Here is a 20,426-nt window from a genome sequence, read left to right as displayed (position 1 = left end):
GACTGCCCTCGCCCCATGACGCTCGCCACCCGCTTCGCCGTTGTGCCCCAGTATTTGCTGCCCAAGCAGGCGCTGACGCGCCTGGCGGGGGCGTTTGCACGTGCCCGGCTGGGCGGCCTCACCACCTGGGCGATCCGCCGTTTCGTGGCGCGCTACCAGGTGAATATGTCCGAGGCCGACCGGCCCCGGCCCGAGAGCTACGAGAGCTTCAACGAATTCTTCACGCGCCCGCTCAAGCTGGGCGCGCGGCCCATCGCCCAGGCCGAGCTGGTGTGCCCGGTGGACGGCGCGATCAGCCAGTTCGGCGCCATCCAGGGCGAACAGATCTTCCAGGCCAAGGGCCACCAGTTCACGACCACCGCCCTGGTGGGGGGCGATGCCCGGCTGGCCGCGCAGTTCCAGGACGGGGTGTTCGCCAACCTCTACCTGAGCCCGCGCGACTACCACCGCATCCACATGCCCTGCGCCGGCCGGCTCACGCGCATGATCCATGTGCCGGGCGAGCTGTTCTCGGTGAACCCGACCACCGCCGCCGGCGTGCCGGGCCTGTTCGCCCGCAACGAGCGCGTGGTGTGCGTGTTCGAGAGCACCAAGGGCCCCTTCGTGCTGGTGCTGGTGGGCGCCACCATCGTCGGCTCGATGGCCACCACCTGGCATGGCGTGGTGAACCCGCCGCGCCCCGGCCATCTGCGCGAATGGTTCTATGAGGACCAGCGCATCGACCTCGCCCAGGGCGAGGAGATGGGCCGCTTCCTGCTCGGCTCCACCGTGGTGATGCTGTTCCCCAAGGGGCCGCTCGCCTTCAACCCGGCCTGGCGGCCGGGCGGCGCGGTGCGCCTGGGCGAGGTGATGGCAACGGCGGGCTAAGCCAGCCTCAGGCGCCGAGCGGCTGCAGGGCCTGCAGCGCGCGCAGCGTCTGCAGGCAGGCCTGCGCCACCTCCTGACCCTTCTTCACGAAGTGCGCGGCGAAGTAGCGCTGGTGTTCCTCGTGCTCGTGGAAGTGGTGCGGGGTCAGCACCGCGGAGAACACCGGCACATCGCAGTCCAGCTGCACGCGCATCAGGCCGTCGATGACGGCGCCGGCCACGAACTCATGGCGGTAGATGCCGCCATCGACCACCAGGCCGCAGGCGATGATGGCCCGGTAGCGGCCCGAGCGTGCCAGGCGCTGCGCATGCAGGGGAATCTCGAAGGCGCCGGGCACCTCGAATTCGTCGACGTGATCGGGCGGATGGCCCTGGGCCTGCAGCTCGGCCCTGAGCGCCTGGCGCGCCTGGCCGACGATGTCGCGGTGCCAGCCGGCGCTGACGACGGCGATGCGCGGCGTGCCGGGGGATGTGAGAGAAGAAGAATACTGATTCATGTGAAGCTCCAACAGCTTGGTGACAAGAATCAGGGCAAGCACGCAAACGCACGGCGGCGCCGGGCCTTGCCTGTGGTGGGACCACAGCCAAGCCCGGCGCGCGCCGCGCACTCGCGTTCTCTTTCATCCGGACTGTGACCGTCGGCCCTGGCATCGCACCAGATCTGCTGGCCTGGCGGCGGCGGGCGCTCGCGGGCTCGCATGAAGGCATGCATACCGCCGGTGGGGAATTCCGCCCCGCCCTGAGAACGCTGCCGGCTCATAGCGAACCGGCCGCCGGATTGTAGGCAGGCGCGCTGAAGCCCCGCCGCGCCGTGCGTGCAATGGCGCGCGGCTGGCGCGCCTGCGCCGCCTTGGGCACCATGGCGGCCTTGGCCATTCCGGCGAACGGGAACTCACATCATGCGATCGGATCAGGTGCAACACTGGGCTGCGTTTTCAGACGGCGAGCAGGGCGGCAATCCGGCCGGCGTGCTGCTGGGCGCGACGCTGCCGCCCGCAGCCGAGATGCAGGCGCTGGCGGCCTCGCTGGGCTATTCGGAAACCGTCTTCGCCGCGCCCCTGGGCGATGGCGATTGGCGGGTGCGCTATTTCTCGCCCGCGGCGGAGGTGCCTTTCTGCGGCCACGCCACCGTCGCGCTGGGTGCGGCGCTGGCGCAGGCGCATGGCGCGGCGCGCTACGAGTTGCAGCTCAACCATGCCCGCATCAGCGTCGAAGGCCAGCGGGCCGGCGCGCTCACGGCGGCCGCCCTGCAGTCGCCGCCCTCGCGCAGCGCGCCCGCCGCACCGGCGCTGCTGGCCGAGGCGCTGGCCTTGTTCGGCCTGACCGCGCACGAGCTGGACGCGCGCCTGCCGCCGGCGCTGGCCCATGCCGGCAACGACCATCTGCTGCTGATGCTGCGCGGGCGCGCGCGCCTGGCGGCCATGCATTACGAGCTGGAGGCGGGGCGGCGCCTGATGCAGGCGCACGGCCTCACCACCATCCTGCTGGGTTGGGCCGAGACACCGCGCCTGTTCCACACGCGCAATGCCTTCGCCATCGGCGGCGTGCTGGAAGACCCGGCCACCGGCGCCGCCAGCGCCGCCCTGGGCGGCTATTTGCGCGACATCGGCTGGCCGCACGAGGGCAGCATCGAGATCGTGCAGGGCGAGGACATGGGCATGCGCTCGCGCCTGCGGGTGGAGATCGGCGGGGAAGCGGGCGCCTCGCTGCGCGTCTCGGGCACGGCGCGTCAGCTGCGCGCCTGAGCCAGCAGCTCGCCAGCCGCCGCCGCGCTGAGCGGCCGGCCGAGGTGGAAGCCCTGCAGCTGGGTGCAGCCCAGCGCCTCCAGGGCCTGCGCCTGGTCTTCCGTCTCCACCCCTTCGGCGACGATCTCCAGCCCCAGCGAATGGCCCAGCGCGCAGGTGGCGCGCAGCACCGCCGCGGCGTCGGCGCGCGGCAGCGGCTCCACCATGCTGCGGTCCAGCTTCATGGTGCTGATGGGCAGCTTGCGCAACATCGTCAGCGAGGACTGGCCGGTGCCGAAGTCGTCCAGCGAGCACAGCACGCCGGCGCGCTTGAGCCGCTCCAGCTGCGGCAGCACATGGCCCAGGTGGCCGATCGCGGCGGTCTCGGTGATCTCGATCTCGATCGCCGCGTGCGGCAGGCCGGCCTGGTCCAGCATGCGCAGCACCTGTTGCGCGAAGTCAGCGTCCTCGAACTGCAGCGGCGAGACGTTCACCGCCACCGTGGGCACGGCCGCATAGCGGGCATGCCAGTCGCGCAGCTGGGCGACGGCGGTTTGCAGGATCAGCTCGCCCAGGCCCTTGATCTGGCCGGTGCGCTCGGCCGCGGGCACGAACTCGGCCGGGCTGACGCGCGTGCCGTCGGGCCGCTGCCAGCGCGCCAGCGCCTCGAAGCCGCACAGCCGGCGCGTGCCGGCGCGGAACTTGGGCTGGTACTCCAGCAGGATCTCGCCGGCCTGGATGGCCTGAGCCAGCGCCTGCTCGGCCTGCAGGCGCGCGCGCGCGGCGCGGTTCATGCCCTTGTCGAAGAACACATAGGAATTGCCCGGCAGGGCCTTGGCGCGGTGCATGGCCGAATCGGCGGCGCGCAGCAGGCTGGGGGCGTCGCGGCCATCCTGCGGGTAGAGCGCCACGCCGGCCGAGAGGTGCACGAACAAGACCTGACCCCCGACGCTGAAGGGCTGCTCCAGCAGCGCCAGCATGCGCTCCACCTCGCGCTGCGCGCCGGCGGCGTCGGCCATGCCCTCCAGCAGCACGATGAACTGGTCCTCGCCCAGGCGCGCCAGCATGGCCTGGGCCGGCAGCTCGCGGCACAGGCGCTCGCCCAGCGCGCGCAGCAGCTCGTCGCCCAACTCGTGGCCGAGGGTCTCGTTGATGAGCTGGAAGCGGTCCACATCGGCCGAGATGAGGGCGAAGGGATCGCTGCGGGCGGTCAGGCGCTGCAGCTGCTCGACGGCGAAATTGCGGTTCGGCAGGCCGGTGAGCTCGTCGTGCAGGGCCTGGCGGCGCAGCGCCTGGATGGCGTGCTGGCGCGCGGTGTCGTCGATCAGGGCCTGCAGCTCGGCCGGCGCGCCGTCCCATTCGATCTGGCTGGACAGGCCGCGCACATAGAGCGAGCGGCCGTCGTGCGAGAGCCGCGGTCCCTCCCACTCGACGCGCGCATCGGCGCGCGCCATCACCTGGGCATGGCGCTGCTCGGCCGCCGGCTGCAGATCGGGAGGCACCAGCTCGCGATGCAGATCGGCGCGCTGCGCCTGGCCCAGCTCGGCATAGCCGAAGATCGCCAGCGCGGCGCGGTTGGCATAGAGCAGCCGACCGCCGCGCAGCACCGCCAGGCCCTGCAGCGAATGCTCGGCCAGGCGGCTGAAGCGGTCGGCCTGTTCGCGCACCTCGCGGTGCGCGCGCGCCACCGAGAGCAGGATCAGGCCGAGGCTGAGAATCGTCTGCACCGTCAGCCCCAGGGCATGGGTGAGGGGTGCGCGGCTGAGAGGATCCAGCACCGGGCCGATCGCGTGCACGCCGCCGGAGGCCAGCAGCGACAGGCCCACCAGGCGTTCACCCCGGCTGCGCGTGCCCAGGCCGATCCAGGCCGCACTGAGCCAGTTGCCCGCCGCCAGGATGATGGCGGCCGCTAGCACCGCATAGCTGAGCTGCACGCGCGAAAGCCCGACGATCAGCACCATCGCCAGGCCCAGCGCCGCGGCCCAGCGCCGGTGTGGCCAGGGCAGGTCGCGGTAGGCGCGCGCGCCCGCCATCAGCAGGTAGAGCGAGGCCATCACGGCCAGCGAGGCGCCAAAGGCCTGGGCGTCGCCGCGTGCGCCGTCCATATGCTCGGGCACCAGGGCGATGCCCAGCGCCAGGCCCACGCCCAGCAGCACGGCACTCCAGCCCCACAGGCGTACATACAGGTAGCGCTTGTCGATCAGCCAGAGCAGCAGCAGGGCGGTGCCCATCGCCACTTGCATGCAGGAGCTGATCAGAATCAGGCTGTCCATCCAGGGCCCTCGCCACAAACCCTCAAGCGGCCCGGGGCTGCGTTGGCACCGGGCTCGCCCCTATCCTAGGTCATACGCGTTGCCGCCGGGGCAAGAACTGGCCCCACCGGAAGGGGGAGGGCTTTGCCGCGACAATAGCGGCCAGCCTGCCCGAACTCCTTCGCACCCACATCATGACCCAGCGCGTCCTGACCGGCATCACCACCACCGGCACCCTCCATCTCGGCAACTTCGTCGGCGCGGTGCGCCCGGCCATCGCGGCCAGCCGCGAGCCCGGCGTGGAGAGCTTCTTCTTCATGGCGGACTACCACGCCCTCATCAAGTGCGACGAGCCGGACCGCATCGAGGCCTCGCGCCTGCAGATCGCCGCCACCTGGCTGGCGGCCGGCCTGGACACCTCGCGCGTGGTGTTCTACCGCCAGAGCGACATTCCCGAGATCCCCGAGCTGACCTGGCTGCTGACCTGCGTCACCTCCAAGGGCCAGATGAACCGTGCCCATGCCTACAAGGGTGCGGTGGACGCCAATGTGGCGGCCGGCGAGGACCCGGACGCCGGCATCACCATGGGCCTGTACAGCTACCCGATCCTGATGGCGGCCGACATCCTGATGTTCAACGCGCACCGCGTGCCGGTGGGCAAGGACCAGGTCCAGCACATCGAGATGGCGCGCGACGTCGCGCAGCGCTTCAACCACCTGTTCGGCCGCGGCCAGGATTTCTTCGTGCTGCCCGAGGCGAATGTGGAGGCCGACATGGCCCTGCTGCCCGGCCTCGACGGCCGCAAGATGAGCAAGAGCTACGACAACGTGATCCCGCTCTTCGAGGGTGGCGCCAAGGCCATGCGCGAGGCGGTGGCGCGCATCGTCACCGACTCCCGCCTGCCCGGCGAGCCCAAGGATGCCGACAACTCGCACCTCGTCACCATCTATGACGCATTTGCCACGCCGGCGCAGCGCGCCGCCTTCCGCGCCGAGCTGCGCGCCGGCCTGGGCTGGGGCGAGGCCAAGCAGCGCTTGGTGGATCTGATCGAGGCCGAGATCGGCCCGATGCGCGAGCGCTACGAGGCGCTGATGGCACATCCCGAGCGCATCGAGGCGATCCTGCAGGAGGGCGCCGCCAAGGCGCGCGCCCTCGCCGCGCCGCTGCTGGCCCAGCTCCGCGAGGCCGTGGGCCTGCGCCGCTTCCAGCCGCTCAAGGCGGCCACCGCGCCCGCCGCCAAGTCCAAGCCGGCCTTGCCGGTGTTCAAGCAATACCGCGAGGCGGACGGCAAGTTCTACTTCAAGCTCGCCAGCGCCGAGGGCCAGGTCTTGCTGCAAAGCCAGGGCTTCGAGCAGGGCCGCGAGGCCGGCCAATGGGTGGCGCGCCTGAAGCGCGAGGGCGCCGAGGCGCTGGCCGAGGCGCCGGTGCAGCGCGGTGAGGGCGTGCCGGCCGAGCAGGTGGCCGAGGCCCTGGCGGCGCTGCTGGCGGCCGAGCAGGCCTAGGGGGCGCAGGTGGCGTTGAGCGGCTGCTAGAGCGCCGCCTCTTAAATCGCGCCGACCCGCACAAACCCCCTGGCGGGCTTGTCGACACTGTCTACCATCTGCTGATAGCCTTCGCTAGCAAGAGCAGTATGAAAGAAAACAGGAGACAAGACCCCATGGCCAGCATTCCCGCCGACAGCCTCGCCCTGCAACGCCTGTACCACTGGGAGCGCACGGCCGCCGACCGCGTGATACTGACGCAGCCTCTTGGTGCGACTGGTGGCGGTGAGCTCCAGACCTTCACCTGGGCCCAGGTGGCCGACCAGGTGCGCCGCATGGCCGCGCATCTGCAGGCCCAGGGCTGGGAGCCCGGCTCGCGCGTGGCCATCCTCTCCAAGAACTGCGCCTGGTGGCTGATGAGTGACCTGGCGATCTGGATGGCCGGCTATGTCTCGGTGCCGCTCTACCCGACGCTGGCGCCGGACACGATCCGCCAGATCCTCACCCACAGCGAGGCCAAGGCCTGCTTCATCGGCAAGCTCGATGGCTGGGCCGGCATGAAGCCCGGCGTGCCGGCCGGCCTGCCCTGCATCAGCTACAAGCTCTCGCCGGAGGACGCGAAGAACGCCTACGAAGGCTGGGACGCGATCTGCGCGCGCACGCAACCGCTGGGCGGCGAACCGCTGCGCGGCGCCGACGAGCTGGCCACGCTGATCTACACCTCGGGCACCACCGGCGCGCCCAAGGGCGTGATGCACAGCTTCGCCAACTTCGCCTGGGCACTCACCGCCGCGATCGGCCGCGTGCCCATGGGCGCCGACGACCGCCTGCTCTCCTACCTGCCGCTGGCCCATGTGGTGGAGCGCGTGCTGGTCGAGCATGGCTGGCTGCGCGCCGGCTTCAGCGTCTACTTCGCCGACTCGCTGGACACCTTTGCCGCCGATCTGCAGCGCTGCCGCCCCACCATCTTCTTCTCGGTGCCGCGCCTGTGGGTCAAGTTCCAGCAGGGCGTGCTGCACAAGATGCCGCAGGCGAAGCTCGACAAGCTGCTGCGCCTGCCGCTGATCGGCGGCCTGGTGCGGCGCAAGATCATGAAGGCGCTGGGCCTGGACCAATGCCGGGTGGCCGCCGGCGGCGCCGCGCCCATGCCGGTGGCGCTGCTGGACTGGTACCGCCGCCTCGGCCTGGCCGTCAACGAGGGCTATGGCATGACCGAGAACCTGGCGATCTCGCACATCACCATTCCCGGCAAGAACCAGACCGGCACCGTGGGGCCGGCCTATGACGGCGTGCAGACGCGCATCGACCCGGTCAGCGGCGAGCTGCAGATGAAGAGCCCGGCGGTGATGCAGGGCTACTTCAAGGAACCCGAGCTGACCCGCGATGCCTTCACCGAGGATGGCTGGCTGCGCACCGGCGACAAGGCCGCGCTGGACGCGAGCGGCTGCCTGCGCATCACCGGCCGCGTGAAGGACCTGTTCAAGACCAGCAAGGGCAAGTACGTCGCGCCCGCGCCGATCGAGGACAAGCTGATGCTGCACAGCGCGGTGGAGGCCTGCGTGGTGACCGGCGCCAATATGGGTCAGCCGGTGGGCATCGTGATGCTCTCGGCCGATGGCATCGTGGCCAGCCAGGACCCAGCGCAGCGCGAGCAGCTCAGCGCCGAGCTCAACGCGCACCTGAAGTCCATCAATGCCCACCTCGACCCGCATGAGCAGATGGATTGCCTGGTGGCGGTGAAGACCCCCTGGACGGTGGACAACGGCTTCATCACCCCGACCTTCAAGGTCAAGCGCAACCGCGTGGAAGAGATCTACGGCCCGCAACTGGAGGGCTGGGTGGAGCAGCGCAAGAAGGTGGTGTTCGGCGACTAGGCCGTGAAGCCCTCCAGCACATTGGCCACATTGATGCCCAGCTCGGCCACCGCATAGCCGCCCTCCATCACCAGCACCGTCGGCAGCCCCAGGGCGGCGACGTGCTGGCCGATGCGCAGGAAATCCTCGCTTTGCAGCGTGAAGCGCGAGATCGGATCGCCCTCGAAGCTGTCCACCCCCAGGGCCAGCACCAGCGCCTCGGCGCCGAAGGTGCGGATGCGCGCCAGCGCCGTCTGCAGCGCGGCCAGCCAGGGCTCGACGCCGCTGCCGGCGGGCAGGGGCAGGTTCAGATTGCAGCCCAGCCCGGCGCCCGCACCGGCCTCGTCCGCATAGCCCAGGTAGAAGGGGTATTCGGTGCTGGGGTCGCCGTGGATCGAGACGGTCAGAACATCGGCGCGCTCGTAGAAGATCTGCTGCGTGCCATTGCCGTGGTGGTAGTCCACGTCCAGCACCGCCACGCGCGTGGCGCCGGCCTCGCGCAGCGCCTGGGCCGCCAGGGCGGCGTTGTTGAGGAAGCAGTAGCCGCCATAGAAATCGCTGCCGGCATGATGGCCGGGCGGGCGCGTCAGCGCCATGCTGGCGCGCCGCGCGCCGCTGGCGAGCGCACGCGCCGCATCGATGGCGCAGGCGGCGCCGGCCAGCGCGGCCTCCCAGGTGCCGGCGGTGATGGGGCTGCCGGCGTCAAAGGCATAACGACCCAGCTGGGCGGACAGATTGCGCGGCCTGACGTCGCGGCGCAGCCCGGCGCCGGGCCAGACCGAGGGCAGCACATCCAGCGCCGCATGGGCCGGGTCCAGCGCCAGCCATTCGGCCCAGACGGTGGCGAGAAAGCCCAGGTAGTCGGGATCGTGGATGCGCAGCAGCAGGCCCATGTCGGGCGCGCCGGGCAGGCGCAGCTGGCCGAGGCCGCGGCGCATCAGCTCCACCAGCACATAGTCCAGCCGCGCCGGGGTTTCGTGGCAGTCCACCAGCCGGCCGCGGTACATCTCCTGGCGGCCGCTGTGGGCGTGGTGCACGGGGTTGTGGAAGATCAGCATGGCACCCTCCCGCTCAGCGCGCGGCCAGGTGGATGCCCGCCAGCATGCAGCGCACCGAGCCGCCGGCCAGCTCGATGGTGGGCACGGCCAGCGGCAGCAGGCGGGCCGAGCGCTCGATGACGGCGCGCTGCGCGGCGCTCAGGCAGGCATGGGCGCGCGCCGAGAGGGCCAGCAGGCGCTCGCCGGCCTGGTCCGACAGCTCGATCGCGTTGCCGGCGAACTCGCCGATCTGCGCGGCGCTCAGCGCCAGCACCGTGCGGCCGGATTCCTCCAGGCGCGCGCGCACCTGGGCCGCGCGCCCGGCGTCCGCGAACAGCTCGAAGCCCACCAGGGCGAACTCGCTGGCCACGCACATCAGCACATTGGTGTGATAGATCGGCCTGCCCTCGGCATCGTGCGCGTCGAACGCCATGGGCTCGTAGTTGAAATGGGTGCAGAAGCGCTCCAGTGCCACCGGGTCGGCGCGCTGCGAGCGTGCCACATAGGCCACCCGCGCCAGATGGTCCAGCACCATCGCGCCGGTGCCTTCCAGGTAGAGGCCGTCGGCCTCCAGGCCGGTGTAGTCGATCACGTCCTGCACGCGGTAGTCGCGCTTGAGCAGCTCGATCACGTCGCTGCGGCGTTCGCGCCGCCGGTTCGGCGAGTACATCGGGTGGATGGCCACATGGCCGCCGGCGTGGGTGGAGAACCAGTTGTTGGGGAACACCGCATCGGGCGTGTCGCGCGCGCCGTCGTCCTCGAACAGATGCACGCGCACACCGGCCTCGCGCAGCTGCCCGGCGGCCCGCGTCACCTCGGCGTAGGCCGCCGCCGCCAACGGCCCCGGCGGCTGCGTGGCCGGGCGCTGGAACTGGTTGTCGGCGGCGGTCTGCGGGTTGGGTGCGAAGTGCTGGGGGCGCACCATCAGCACGGCGCTGGGGGCTTGGGCGGAGCGAAGACGAGCAATCATGAGGCTTGGAGCGAGGTGGCGATGGGCCGGATTCTTCGCTGGGCCGGCGCCGGAAAACAGCCTGCACTGTGCTCATAAAGTACGATGGACCAGGCAAATTGCATGGCTGAACAGCGCACTATGACCATTCCCAGCCTGGACGACACCGACCGCCAACTGCTGGCCCTGCTGCGCGACGACGCCCGCATGCCGGTCGTGACGCTGGCCAAGAAGCTGCGCCTGGCGCGCGCCACGGTGCAGAACCGGCTGGCGCGGCTGGAGCGCGAGGGCACCATCGTCGGCTACACGGTGAAGCTCAAGCCGGGCGCCGAGGCGCACCGCATCCCGGCCATCATGTGCATCGCGGTGGAGGGCAACCAGGCCGCCGAGGTGCGGCGCGCGCTCGCCGGCCATCCCAATGTGGTGGCCCTGCACAGCACCAACGGGCGCTGGGACCTGGTGGCCGAATTGCGCGCCGACAGCCTCGAGGCCTTCGAGAAGGTGCTGGGCGCGATCCGCCAGACCGCCGGCATTGCCAATACCGAGACCAGCATCCTGCTGGCCACCTACAAGCTCTGATGCCATGCAACTGATCGCCGAAAAGCTCGCCAAGACCGACAAGCTCGACCGTCTCACCTGCCTGCGGGCCGATGGCTCGCGCACCCAGACCCAGATGCCGCGCCAGGGCATCGCCCCGCATGACCTGCTGCACTATGTGGTTGAGTCGGCGCTGCCGCTGCGCCATGGCTTTCTGGGCCTGGTGGCCGCCGGCGCCGATGCCGCCTATGTGATGGAACTGGCGCATGGCGCCGATGCCGCCAGGGTCGAGCTCGAAGCGGCGCAGACCGAGAGCGTGGTGGAGGCCCTGCAGACCCAGCTCTGGGCCGGTGCCTACGATGCCGAGGCCTTCGAGGAGGGCGTGCGCACGGCCTGTGCGGCGCGCGGCACGCCGCTGCCCGCCGGCGCCGGCGCGGCGGCGGGTTTGGCCATGTTCGAGGCGGCGCAGGCGCTGGGGCGGCAATGGCAGGCCCTGCCCTTCCATCAAAGCCTGACGCTGGAGTTCCGCGGCCATGAGTGAGCTGAGTTTCCGCCCCGCCACCCTGGCCGACATTCCCGCCATGTCGGCGATCCGCATCGCCGTGCAGGAGAACCGCCTCAGCAACCCGGCGCGCATCACGCGGCAGATGTACGAGGACTATCTGCACCGACTCGGCCGCGGCTGGGTCTGCGAGTCGGACGGCGATGTGATCGCCTTCTCCTATGCCGCCGCCGAGGACGCCTCGATCTGGGCCCTGTTCACGGAACCCGGCCGCGAGGGCCTGGGCGCGGGCAAGCAGCTGCTGCGGCTGGCGGTGGGCTGGCTGTTCGGCCTGGGCCATGCGCGCGTGCTGCTGGGCACCGGGGCGAACACGCGTGCCGACCGCTTCTACGCCGCCCAGGGCTGGGCGCGCGGCGCCATGCGGCCGGGCTCGGGCGAGGTGGACTACAGCCTGAGCAACCCCGGCCCGCTGCGCATCGCGCCGCTGGCGCCGGCCGAGGCCGGCGCACTGCTGGCTGCCTCCGACGCCTATATGCTGAGCCGCTATCCGGCGGTCGGCAGCCATCTGGAAAGCGCCGCGGCGCTGGGCCGCCCGGGCGTCAGCCTGCTGGGCGCCTGGTGGGACGGCCAGCTGGTGGGCTGCGGCGCCGTCAAGCTGGTGCAGCCCGACGATGGCGGCCCCGCCTACGGCGAGATCAAGCGCGTGTTCCTGTTCGAGGCCTGGCGCGGCCGCGGCATCTCCAAGGCCTTGATGCAGCGCCTGGAGCTGCTGCTGCAAATCCAGGGCGTGACGCTGGCGCGGCTGGAAACCGGCATCCACCAGCCCGAGGCCCTGGCCCTGTACCGCGGCCTGGGCTATCAGCCGAGCGGGCCTTTCGGGAGTTATGTGGCCGATGCCACCGGGGTGTTCATGGAGAAATGCCTGTGAGTGGCGAACCTGCCCTGAGCCTGCAACCCCTGATGCGCGGCGATGCCGCCGCCCTGCTGGCCTTTGAGCTGGAGAACCGCGCCTACTTCGAGCGCTGGATCAATCCGCGCGAGCCGGATTTCTACGCGCTTGCGGCGGTGCAGGCCTCCATCGCCGAGGCCGAACAGGCACGCGCCGCGGACAGCGCGTACGCCTATGTGCTGAAGCTGCACGACGAGATCGTCGGGCGCATCAATCTGCGCCATGTGGAGCGGCGCTTCTTCAACAAGGCCATGCTGGGCTACCGCATGAGCGCCGCGCACCAGGGCCGGGGCCATGCCACGCGGGCGCTGGCCATGGTGCTGGAGGAGGCGCGCACGCGGCTGGGCCTGTGGCGCATCGAGGCCGAGGTGCGTGCCGACAATATCGGCTCCAGCCGCGTGCTGCTGCGCAATGGCTTTCGCGAATTCGGGCGGGCCACGCGCGCGATCGAGCTGGCGGGTGCCTGGCACGACCTGCTGTACTACGAATGGCATGCCGGCGCCACGCCGCGCCGCTTCGAGCCCGCGGCCTGAATCGAGGCCGCCTGCCGCGTCGGCGGCGCTGTAGCATGTCGGCGCCGCATTCGGCACACAGCGGAGAACAACGATGCATGCATTCGCCACGCGCGCCCGCCAGCTGACCCTGGCCGCCGTCCTGGCAAGCGGTGCCGCCCTGGCCCAGCAAGACCTGACCCCGGCGCCGATGACGCCCGTGGCCGCCAAGACCCAGCCCCAGGATGTCTTGCGCCTGCTGGACCTCTGGCTCGACGCCCAGCTCGCCTATGAGCGCGTGCCGGCGCTGTCGGTGGCGGTGCAGCGCGGCCCCGAGCTGCTCTGGGCCAAGGGCTATGGCAAGCTCGACGCCGCCGGCCGGCTGCCGGCCGGGCCCGACACGGTCTACGGCATCTGCTCGATCTCCAAGCTCTTCACCGCGGTGGCGGTGATGCAGCTGTGGGAGCAGGGCCGCTTCTCGCTCGACGACGACATCGGCAAGCTCCTGCCCGAGTTCACGCTGCAGCGCGACGATCCCGACAGCGGCGCGATCAGCGTGCGCGCGCTGCTGACGCATTCGGCCGGCCTGCCGCGCGAGGCCGATTTCGCCTATTGGACCGCACCGGACTTCAAGTTCCCCTCGCGCGAGCAGATGCTGCAGCGCCTGGGCAGCCAGCGCAGCTTCATGCGCGTGGGCGAGCGCTTCCAGTACAGCAATCTGGGCATGGCCCTGCTGGGCGAGCTGGTGGCCCGGCTCTCGGGCCTGCCGTTCGAGACCTATGTGCAGCGCCACATCCTCGCGCCGCTGCAGCTGGCCGATACGCGCACCGCGCTGCCGCTCGAGTTGCAGGGCAAGCGTCTGGCGCAAGGCTGGGGCTCGCTGCGGCGCGACGGCACGCGCGAGGCGCTCAAGCCCTATGCGGCCGAGGGCATCACGCCTGCGGCCGGCTTCAGCTCCACGGTGCAGGACCTGGCGCGCTTTGCCGCCTGGCAGTTCCGCCTACGCAAGCAGGGCGGTAGCGAGCTGCTCAAGGTCGCCACCCTGCGCGAGATGCAGCGCGTGCAATGGACCGACCCCGACGGCAAGACCAGCTGGGGCCTGGGTTTCGCGGTGGGGCGCGATGGCAGCCAGACCCTGGCCAGCCATGGCGGCCTCTGCCCCGGCTACCAGTCGGGCCTGGTGCTGGCGCTGGACGACGAGCTGGCGGTAGCGACGATGAGCAATGCCAACGACAGCGAGGACTTCGGCAGCCGCTACACGCGTCCGATCCGCAAGCTGCTGGCCAAGGGCCTGAGCCTGCCCGCCAGCAACCCGGCGCTGCCCGCCTATGCCGGGCGCTACAGCGACCAGCCCTGGGAAAGCGAGACCGTGATCGTGCCCTGGGGCGAGCAGCTGGCCCTGCTGCACCTGCCCACGCGCGATCCGGCGGGCGATCTGCAATTGCTCAAGCCGGTCGGGCCCGACCAGTTCCGCGCGCTGCGCGACGACGGCAGCCTGGCCGAGGCCTACCGGTTCCGGCGCAATGCCGCCGGCGAGGTGGAGGCGGTGGAGAGCTGGGGCCAGCTGATGCGGCGCGTGGCGCCGCTGCGCTGACCCGCGCGCGGCGCCCCTACTTCGGCTCGAACATGATCAGCTTGCAGTCGCCGTTGCCGACGTTCTCGACGATGTGGCCGGCGATCGGGTTCTGCACCACCGCACGCCCGGCCACCGGGTGGCCCTCGGCCAGCAGCTTGCCGTCGGCGTTGTAGTAGCGCAGGCTGCAATCGGTCAGCACGTAAACGCCCGAGCTGGCGTGGGCATGCGGTTTGTCCTTCTGGCCGGGCTTCCAGGTGGCGGCGATGACCAGGTACTGCTCGTTCTCGGCGATCACCGTATAGACCTCGGGCGAGGCGATATGCGAGCGTGGCAGCGGCTCGGCCGTTGCCGCCGCGGCGGCGCACAGCAGGCCGGCGACGAGCGAGCAGGCCGGCAACGCGGGGAGAATGGCCTTGGGCAACATGGTGACGGCTCCTTTCTTGCCCAGGTGCGCACACCTCGGGCAGTGCCAGTCTAGAAGGGCGCGTGGCGCGGGGCTTGAGGTGGCGCAAGCCGCTGCTTGCTAGGCAAGGGCGCGCAAGGCGCGTGCCACGCTTGCGTGCGCGTCCTGCTCCAGCGTGGCGTCATGCGCCAGCAGCACGCGCTCGAACGGCCAAGCGAGCAGCCGTTCAATGCTGCGCCGCGCGGCGGCGCGGTCGCGCACCAGAGCGCGCACCGTGCGTGGGGCGGCCAGCTGCCGGTGCACACCGGTCAGGCGTGCATACAGGCGCGCCTGCCAGGAGCCCGCATGCTGCCAGCATTGCAGCAGGTCGGTGAGTATCAGGCTGGCCGAGGGGCGGTGAAACCAGACGGTTTCATTGGCATAGGGGATGCCTTCGAACAGGGCCCAGTCGAGCGCCGGCGCCCATGGCGCTGCGGCCGGCTCGGGCAGCTCCTGCAGGCCGGCGAGCTCGGGCCGCTTGGCACGCAGGCCGGGGGCGCCGAACAGCTGCGCCTGGGGAAAGGCGGCTGCACAGTCGGCCAGGAAGAGGTGGTGGGTCTTGCTGGGTGCCACGATGTAGCGCACCTCACCCAGCTCACACAGCTGGGCGCGCAGCGCGGCGGAGATGGGCACCGGCGAGTGCAGCCACAGCTGCCCGCCGGGCAGCTGCACCACGCTCATGCGTGAGCTGACGGCCAGGCCGTTGACGTGGAATCGATGCTGGGCATGCCAGAGCTGGTCGGTGATGCGATGGAGCACGACGGGGGTTCCCTGCGGGTTGACGAGGCCGCCATGCTGGCCTGGCACGGCCGGGCGGTATTGAAGAGTTTCGACATTGCGTAGACTGCGGCGCCATGCCTGCCGCGTCGAACGCCCACAGCCACGACTACAGCCACGCCTACAGCCGCCTGCTGCTGCCGAGCCCCGGCCTGGCCGGCTGTGTGCGCGGCCTGATGTGCCGCAGCACGCTGGGCCTGGCCCTGCCGGCCGAACAGCGCTTCAACCACTACCCGGCTACACCCCTGTGCAGCCTGAACTGGTGGCTCGAAGGCACGGCCGAGCTGCTGGCACCCGGCGCGCCCGCTAGCCTGCAAAGCCCGCGCCAGATACTGCCGGTGGCGCTCAGCCTGAGCGGCCCCCAGACCATGCCCAGCATCACCTGGAACCCGGGCCCGGCGCGGGGCCTGATGCTGATGCTGATGCCCGACGCGTTGCGGCGCCTCACCGGCCTGGCCCCCGAGAGCCTCATGAACCGCACCGTGGATGCCGCCACGCTGCTGCCCCCAAGCTGGCTGGCCATGACCGCGCAAGTGGCGGCCGCGCCCGACGATGCCGCCCGCATGGCCTGCATCGAGGCGTTCCTGCGGCCGCTGTGGCGGGCGGAGCGCGTGCCCGCCCTGCAGCGCTATGCCGAGTGGGCCGAAGGCCTGGCCCTGCATGCCGCCACCTCGGCGCCGGGGCGCAGCCTGCGCCAGGTGGAGCGGCGCATCCGGGCCTGGGCCGGCCAGCCCCTGCGCGAACTGCGCGGCCTGGGGCGCGCCGAGCGCGCCTTCTTTGCCGGTCTGCGTGCGCAGCCGCCGCCGGCCTGGGCCCAGCTGGCGCTGGAGCAGGGCTATGCGGACCAGTCACATCTGTGCCGCGAGTCGCGCCGCATCACCGGCTTTTCACCTGCGGAACTGCGGCGGCGTATCGCCAGCGACGAGGGCTTCTGGGCCTACCGGGTCTGGCAGTAGCCGGCTTCAGGACCTCGGCGCCTGCGGCGCCTTGAGCGGCAGCAGCAGCTCGAAGCGCGTGCCCTCGCCCGGCGTGCTGGCGACGCTGATGCGTCCGCCCAGCAGCGAGCTGACGATGTTGTAGCTGATGTGCAGGCCCAGGCCGCTACCGCCCTGGCCCAGCCGGGTGGTGAAGAAGGGGTCGAAGATGCGCTTCAGGTGGGCGGGGGCGATGCCGCGGCCGTCGTCGCTGAAGCTCAGCAGCACCTGCTCGCGCCCCTGCAGCTCGGCGGCGAGCCGGATGCGGCCGCCCTTGCGGCCCTCGAAGCCATGCAGCACGGCGTTCACGATCAGGTTGCTGAGCACCTGGCCCAGCGGGCCGGGGTAGCTGTCCAGCATGATGCCGTCGGGCACCTCGAGGGTCAGCTCATGCTGGTCGTGGCGCAGGAAGTTCTGCAGGGTCAGCACGATTTCGGCGCACACCTGGCGCAGGTCGAAGCGGCGGCGCTGGTCCGAGCTCTGGTCCAGCGCCAGCTGCTTGAAGCTTTGCACCAGGGTGGTGGCGCCCTCCAGGCTTTTCAGCAGCAGCTCGCTGGACGCGTCGATGCCGTCGCAATAGCTGTCCAGCTCCGAGCGGCGCAGGCCGCCGTCGCCCAGGCGCTGGCGGAAGCGCCGGCTGCTGTCGCGCAGCGTGCTGGCCATCAGCAGGGCGTTGCCGATCGGCGTGTTGAGCTCGTGCGCGACCCCGGCCACCAGCGCGCCCAAGGCGGCCAGCTTCTCCTGCTCCACCAGCTTCTCCTGCGTCAGCTCAAGGCGGTGGAAGGCCTCGGCTTTGGCCAGCGCCACCGCGGCATAGGCGCCCAGGTTGCGCAGCATGTCGAGGTCGGTTTCGCGGTAGGCGTCGGGGCGGCTGCTCAGCACGCTGATCACGCCCATCACCTGGCCCTTCAGCAGCATGGGCACGTACAGGCCCGAGCGCGCCGGGTTGGGCGCCAGCCCGTCCTCCAGCTCGATCTGCTGGGCCTCGCCGAGGGCGCGCACGCGCTCGTCCAGCGCGCGCACATCGCGGTTCAGCTCGCGCACGATCAGCTCGCGCGCATGCAGGGCGCATTGCGAGGCATGCTGCTCCTGGGCGTCGAGGCTGCGCTTGTAGGGCTTGAAGGCGCGGCCGCCCTGGCGCACGAAGTCGAAGCGCACCAGGCGCTCGTCCCAGTCCACCAGGCCGACGCCGAACACGCTGACGTCCATCAGCTTGTCGACATGGCGGTAGAGCGTCTCGCAGATGTCCTTGGCGTCCAGCGAGGCGGTGAGCTCGCGGCCGATCTCGCTCAGCAGCGTGATGCTGCGGCGCGCGCGCTCGGCGGCCTCGTGCTGCACCTCCACCGCCTGCTTCTCGCGCGCCAGCTGCTGCTGCTGCTCCACCACCTGCTGGGTGCGCGCCTGCACCTGCCGCTCCAGCAATTGCTGGGCGCGCTGCAGCGAGCGCAGGCGCAGCAGGTGCAGTAGGCTCAGGCCCAGCAGCAGCAGGGCGAGCGCCAGGCCGCGGAACCAGCGGCTGCCCCACCAGGGCGGCAGCACCTCCACGGGCAGGCTGAAGGCGTCCTCGCTCCAGACCCCGCCGGCACCGGCCGCCTTGACGAGCAGGCGGTAGCTGCCCGGGTCCAGATTGGTGTAGGTGGCCACGCCCTCGCCGGGCTTGCCGCGTATCCATTCCTTGTCGAAGCCCTCCAGCATCCAGGCGTATTGGTTGAGCGCGTGGTCATAGAAGCTCAAGGCGGCGAACTCCAGGCTCACCATCGCCTCGCGGTGCGAGAGCCGCAGCGCCTGCGCCTCGTGCAAGGGCCCGTCTATGCCCAGCTCCTGCAGGCTCAGCGGCGCGCTGGCCATGCTGGCACCTGGCGCGGCCGCTGCCGAGGCGCCCGGGCCGGCGTCCGCCAGCAGCGAGCGGTTGAAGACCAGCAGGTCCGACAGCACCACGCGCGGCGGGCTGAGGTTGTCGCGCAGCAGCTCGGGCTTGAAGACATAGAGCGCCGCCGCGCCGAAGAACAGGCTGCCGTCTTCGCTGCGCGCCGCCGCGCCGAAGCTGAACACGCCGTCGAAGGGCCCGCCATGGCTGGGGTAGAGGCGCGCCAGATGCTGCTCGGGGCGCAGCCGCACCAGGCCGCGCTGGCCCGACATCCAGAGTTCGCCATCGACGGCGTCCTGGATCGCATTGATCCAGCCCGGCGGCATGCCCAGGGTCTGGCGCCAGGAGGCCAGGGTCCAGCCCGACCCGTCCTGCAGCAGCTCGTAGAGGCCGAGGTCGGTGCCTACCCAGATGCGTCCGCGGCTGTCCTGGCGCAGCGCCTGGATGTTCAGGCGGGCCGGATTGGCGATGCCGGCGCTGGGCCGCAGCGGTTGCTCGAAGCCCTCGCTCTCGGGCAGCCAGCGGTGCAGGCCGCCCTTGGTGCCGATCCAGAGCCGGCCCTCGCGGTCTTCCAGCAGGCAGTCCACCGTGTCGTGCGCGAGCGCACCGGGGCTGCCGGTGGCGCGGTAGCTGCGCAGCCGGCCCGCGCCGTCGATGCGGTAAAGGCCGGCCGCGCTGCCGGCCCAGACCTCGCCCTGGCGGTCGCGCAGCAGCGAGCTGATCGAGGCGCCGGCCGGCGTGCGGTGGTCCAGCGCGATGCGCTGGTGGCGGTTCAGGCGGATGTCGTAGCGCGTCAGGCCCTCCTCGCCGCCGATCCAGAGCTGATCGGCACCCTCGGGCAGCAGGGCCTTGATGCGGGCGATGCCGGTGGCGGCCGGCGCGATGCGCTCGGCATGGCCGCTGGGCAGGTGCAGGCGGTTCAGGCCGGCGCCGTAGGTGCCTACCCAGGCATGGGCGCGGCCGTCCGGCACGATCGCCATGACGCCCGGCTGGGCCAGGCTGTCGGCCACATCGGGCAGGTGGCGGTAGCTGGTGAAGCCCTGGCTCTGCAGGTCCACCAGGCTCACGCCATAACCCCAGGTGCCGACCCACAGCGTGCCGGCCTCGTCCTGGAACAGCGAGGCGACCGAGTCGCCGCCCAGGCTGTTCGGCAGCGCCGGATGGTGGCGGAACCACTCGGCCGGCGGCGCGGCGTCGCGCAGGCGCAGCAGGCCGGTGGTGCAGCCCAGCCAGACGGTCTTCTCGTCGTCCTGGCGCAGCGCGTACACCACGCCCAGCTTGGGCAGCAGCGCGGTATCGGCATGCAGGCGCGGCACGGCGCCGCCGAGCTCCCAGATCTGCGCGCCCGCATGCGTGCCGACCCAGAGGCGATGACGATGGTCCAGCAGCAGGCTGCGCACAGTGCCGCGCACGGCGTCGCCGCTGGCGGCCGCGGCGTCCAGGCTTTGCAGCTCGCGGCCCGCGGCGTCCAGATGCCGGACGCGTGCCCCCTGCCCGACCCAGACCCCGCCGCTGCCATCCGGCAGCAGGGCCCTGGCGCTTTCATCGGCCGTCGCGGCGTCAGCGCCGCCGCTGCCGACCCGCTCGGCCTCGCCGCTGCGGATGTCGTAGCGCAGCAGGCCGCCCATGGTGGCCAGCCAGAGGCGGCCGCTGCCATTCGGAGCCAGCGCGAACACGCGCCGCTGCTGGGCGCTCATCCAGGCGGGTAGCTCGTGGCGGCGGATGCGCTCGCTGCCCCAGTCCAGGTGGTCGAGGCCGCGCGCCGTGCCCACCCACATGCCGCCCGCGCCATCCGCCAGCAGCGCCAGCACGAAGGCATGGCTGAGGCTGGCGGCCTGCTCGGGCTCGGAGCCGAACAGCTTCATGCGTCGGCCGTCGTAGCGCGCCAGCCCGGCCACCGTGCCCAGCCACATGAAGCCGCGCTGGTCCTGCAGCATCGCGGTCACCGAGTCGTCCGGCAGGCCCTGCTCGCCGCGCAGATGCTGGAAGCGCAGGGTCTGCATGGCCGCGCTCTGCGCCTGCGCGAAGGCGGGCGCCAGCAGCAGGCCGGCCAGCAGGGCAAGCCTCGTCAGCGCGCGCAAGCAGGACAGGCGTGCCATGGCCATGTGCGTGGTGCCGCGGCTCGCCGCTGGCAGGCTCCCTGGCGTAG

Annotated in this window: 17 protein-coding genes and 1 riboswitch; of the genes, 10 read left to right on the top strand and 7 right to left on the bottom strand. The window is 71.3% G+C overall.

Annotation, left to right across the window (positions count from 1 at the left end; all coding sequences use genetic code 11):
• The first annotated feature begins 15 nt into the window (after positions 1-15).
• The gene (asd, locus tag AC3WQY_RS04065) at positions 16-867 is read left to right on the top strand and encodes an archaetidylserine decarboxylase (RefSeq protein ID WP_492706003.1); all 852 of its coding nucleotides are present in this window, start codon (positions 16-18) and stop codon (positions 865-867) included.
• Between the two features lie 7 nt (positions 868-874).
• On the opposite strand, the gene AC3WQY_RS04060 is transcribed toward asd, so the two are convergent.
• Entirely contained in the window at positions 875-1,363 is a 489-nt protein-coding gene (locus tag AC3WQY_RS04060; protein ID WP_285234363.1) for a 6,7-dimethyl-8-ribityllumazine synthase, read from the bottom strand.
• A gap of 111 nt (positions 1,364-1,474) precedes the next feature.
• Positions 1,475-1,617, bottom strand: a riboswitch (FMN riboswitch).
• Positions 1,618-1,765: 148 nt separating this feature from the next.
• Between AC3WQY_RS04060 and AC3WQY_RS04055 the strand changes: the two genes are divergently transcribed.
• Positions 1,766-2,611, top strand: coding sequence for a PhzF family phenazine biosynthesis protein (locus AC3WQY_RS04055; protein ID WP_285234362.1), 846 nt, complete (start codon positions 1,766-1,768; stop codon positions 2,609-2,611).
• On the opposite strand, the gene AC3WQY_RS04050 is transcribed toward AC3WQY_RS04055, so the two are convergent.
• Positions 2,596-4,863 (bottom strand): putative bifunctional diguanylate cyclase/phosphodiesterase, encoded by a 2,268-nt coding sequence (locus tag AC3WQY_RS04050; RefSeq protein WP_492706000.1) that lies wholly within the window; start codon positions 4,861-4,863, stop codon positions 2,596-2,598. The genes AC3WQY_RS04055 and AC3WQY_RS04050 overlap by 16 nt on opposite strands.
• A 173-nt stretch (positions 4,864-5,036) precedes the next feature.
• On the opposite strand from AC3WQY_RS04050, the gene AC3WQY_RS04045 reads away from it, so the two are divergent.
• Entirely contained in the window at positions 5,037-6,344 is a 1,308-nt protein-coding gene (locus tag AC3WQY_RS04045) for a tryptophan--tRNA ligase (RefSeq protein ID WP_492705998.1), read from the top strand.
• A 155-nt stretch (positions 6,345-6,499) separates the two neighbouring features.
• Positions 6,500-8,197 (top strand): AMP-binding protein, encoded by a 1,698-nt coding sequence (locus tag AC3WQY_RS04040; protein ID WP_492705996.1) that lies wholly within the window; start codon positions 6,500-6,502, stop codon positions 8,195-8,197.
• Here the strand turns inward: AC3WQY_RS04040 and AC3WQY_RS04035 are convergent.
• Both AC3WQY_RS04035 and ctlX read right to left on the bottom strand, forming a co-directional pair.
• Complete coding sequence (locus tag AC3WQY_RS04035) at positions 8,194-9,234, bottom strand: histone deacetylase family protein (RefSeq protein WP_285234358.1); 1,041 nt, start codon at positions 9,232-9,234, stop codon at positions 8,194-8,196. The two genes, AC3WQY_RS04040 and AC3WQY_RS04035, sit on opposite strands and share 4 nt — an antisense overlap.
• A gap of 13 nt (positions 9,235-9,247) precedes the next feature.
• Positions 9,248-10,183, bottom strand: a complete 936-nt coding sequence (ctlX, locus tag AC3WQY_RS04030) for a citrulline utilization hydrolase CtlX (protein ID WP_285234357.1) — start codon at positions 10,181-10,183, stop codon at positions 9,248-9,250.
• Between the two features lie 120 nt (positions 10,184-10,303).
• Between ctlX and AC3WQY_RS04025 the strand changes: the two genes are divergently transcribed.
• From AC3WQY_RS04025 to AC3WQY_RS04005, 5 genes are all read left to right on the top strand, one after another.
• Positions 10,304-10,741 carry an Lrp/AsnC family transcriptional regulator gene (locus tag AC3WQY_RS04025; protein ID WP_285234356.1) on the top strand — a complete coding sequence of 146 codons (438 nt, stop codon included), beginning with the start codon at positions 10,304-10,306 and terminating at the stop codon, positions 10,739-10,741.
• A gap of 4 nt (positions 10,742-10,745) precedes the next feature.
• Positions 10,746-11,240, top strand: coding sequence for a hypothetical protein (locus tag AC3WQY_RS04020; RefSeq protein WP_285234355.1), 495 nt, complete (start codon positions 10,746-10,748; stop codon positions 11,238-11,240).
• Positions 11,233-12,129, top strand: coding sequence for a GNAT family N-acetyltransferase (locus tag AC3WQY_RS04015; protein ID WP_492705992.1), 897 nt, complete (start codon positions 11,233-11,235; stop codon positions 12,127-12,129). The genes AC3WQY_RS04020 and AC3WQY_RS04015 overlap by 8 nt, the downstream gene beginning before the upstream one ends.
• Entirely contained in the window at positions 12,126-12,683 is a 558-nt protein-coding gene (locus tag AC3WQY_RS04010; protein WP_492705990.1) for a GNAT family N-acetyltransferase, read from the top strand. The genes AC3WQY_RS04015 and AC3WQY_RS04010 overlap by 4 nt, the downstream gene beginning before the upstream one ends.
• 73 nt (positions 12,684-12,756) lie before the next feature.
• Positions 12,757-14,235, top strand: coding sequence for a serine hydrolase (locus AC3WQY_RS04005; protein WP_492705988.1), 1,479 nt, complete (start codon positions 12,757-12,759; stop codon positions 14,233-14,235).
• 16 nt (positions 14,236-14,251) lie between these two features.
• On the opposite strand, the gene AC3WQY_RS04000 is transcribed toward AC3WQY_RS04005, so the two are convergent.
• A complete protein-coding gene (locus tag AC3WQY_RS04000) occupies positions 14,252-14,641 on the bottom strand; it encodes a cupin domain-containing protein (RefSeq protein WP_492705986.1) in 390 nt (129 codons plus the stop codon).
• Positions 14,642-14,740: 99 nt separating this feature from the next.
• Positions 14,741-15,418 carry a DUF4336 domain-containing protein gene (locus AC3WQY_RS03995; RefSeq protein ID WP_285234349.1) on the bottom strand — a complete coding sequence of 226 codons (678 nt, stop codon included), beginning with the start codon at positions 15,416-15,418 and terminating at the stop codon, positions 14,741-14,743.
• Between the two features lie 95 nt (positions 15,419-15,513).
• Between AC3WQY_RS03995 and AC3WQY_RS03990 the strand changes: the two genes are divergently transcribed.
• On the top strand, positions 15,514-16,392 hold the full coding sequence (locus tag AC3WQY_RS03990) for an AraC family transcriptional regulator (protein ID WP_492705984.1): 879 nt from the start codon (positions 15,514-15,516) through the stop codon (positions 16,390-16,392).
• Between the two features lie 6 nt (positions 16,393-16,398).
• Here AC3WQY_RS03990 and AC3WQY_RS03985 read toward each other — a convergent pair whose 3' ends face one another.
• Positions 16,399-20,376 (bottom strand): two-component regulator propeller domain-containing protein, encoded by a 3,978-nt coding sequence (locus AC3WQY_RS03985; RefSeq protein ID WP_492705982.1) that lies wholly within the window; start codon positions 20,374-20,376, stop codon positions 16,399-16,401.
• Between the last annotated feature and the right edge of the window lie 50 nt (positions 20,377-20,426).

This window comes from Roseateles sp. FW301-B2 (assembly GCF_058788955.1).
The sequence above is the reverse complement of the archived record's forward strand: the minus strand, read 5'-3'. Positions and strand labels throughout refer to the sequence as shown.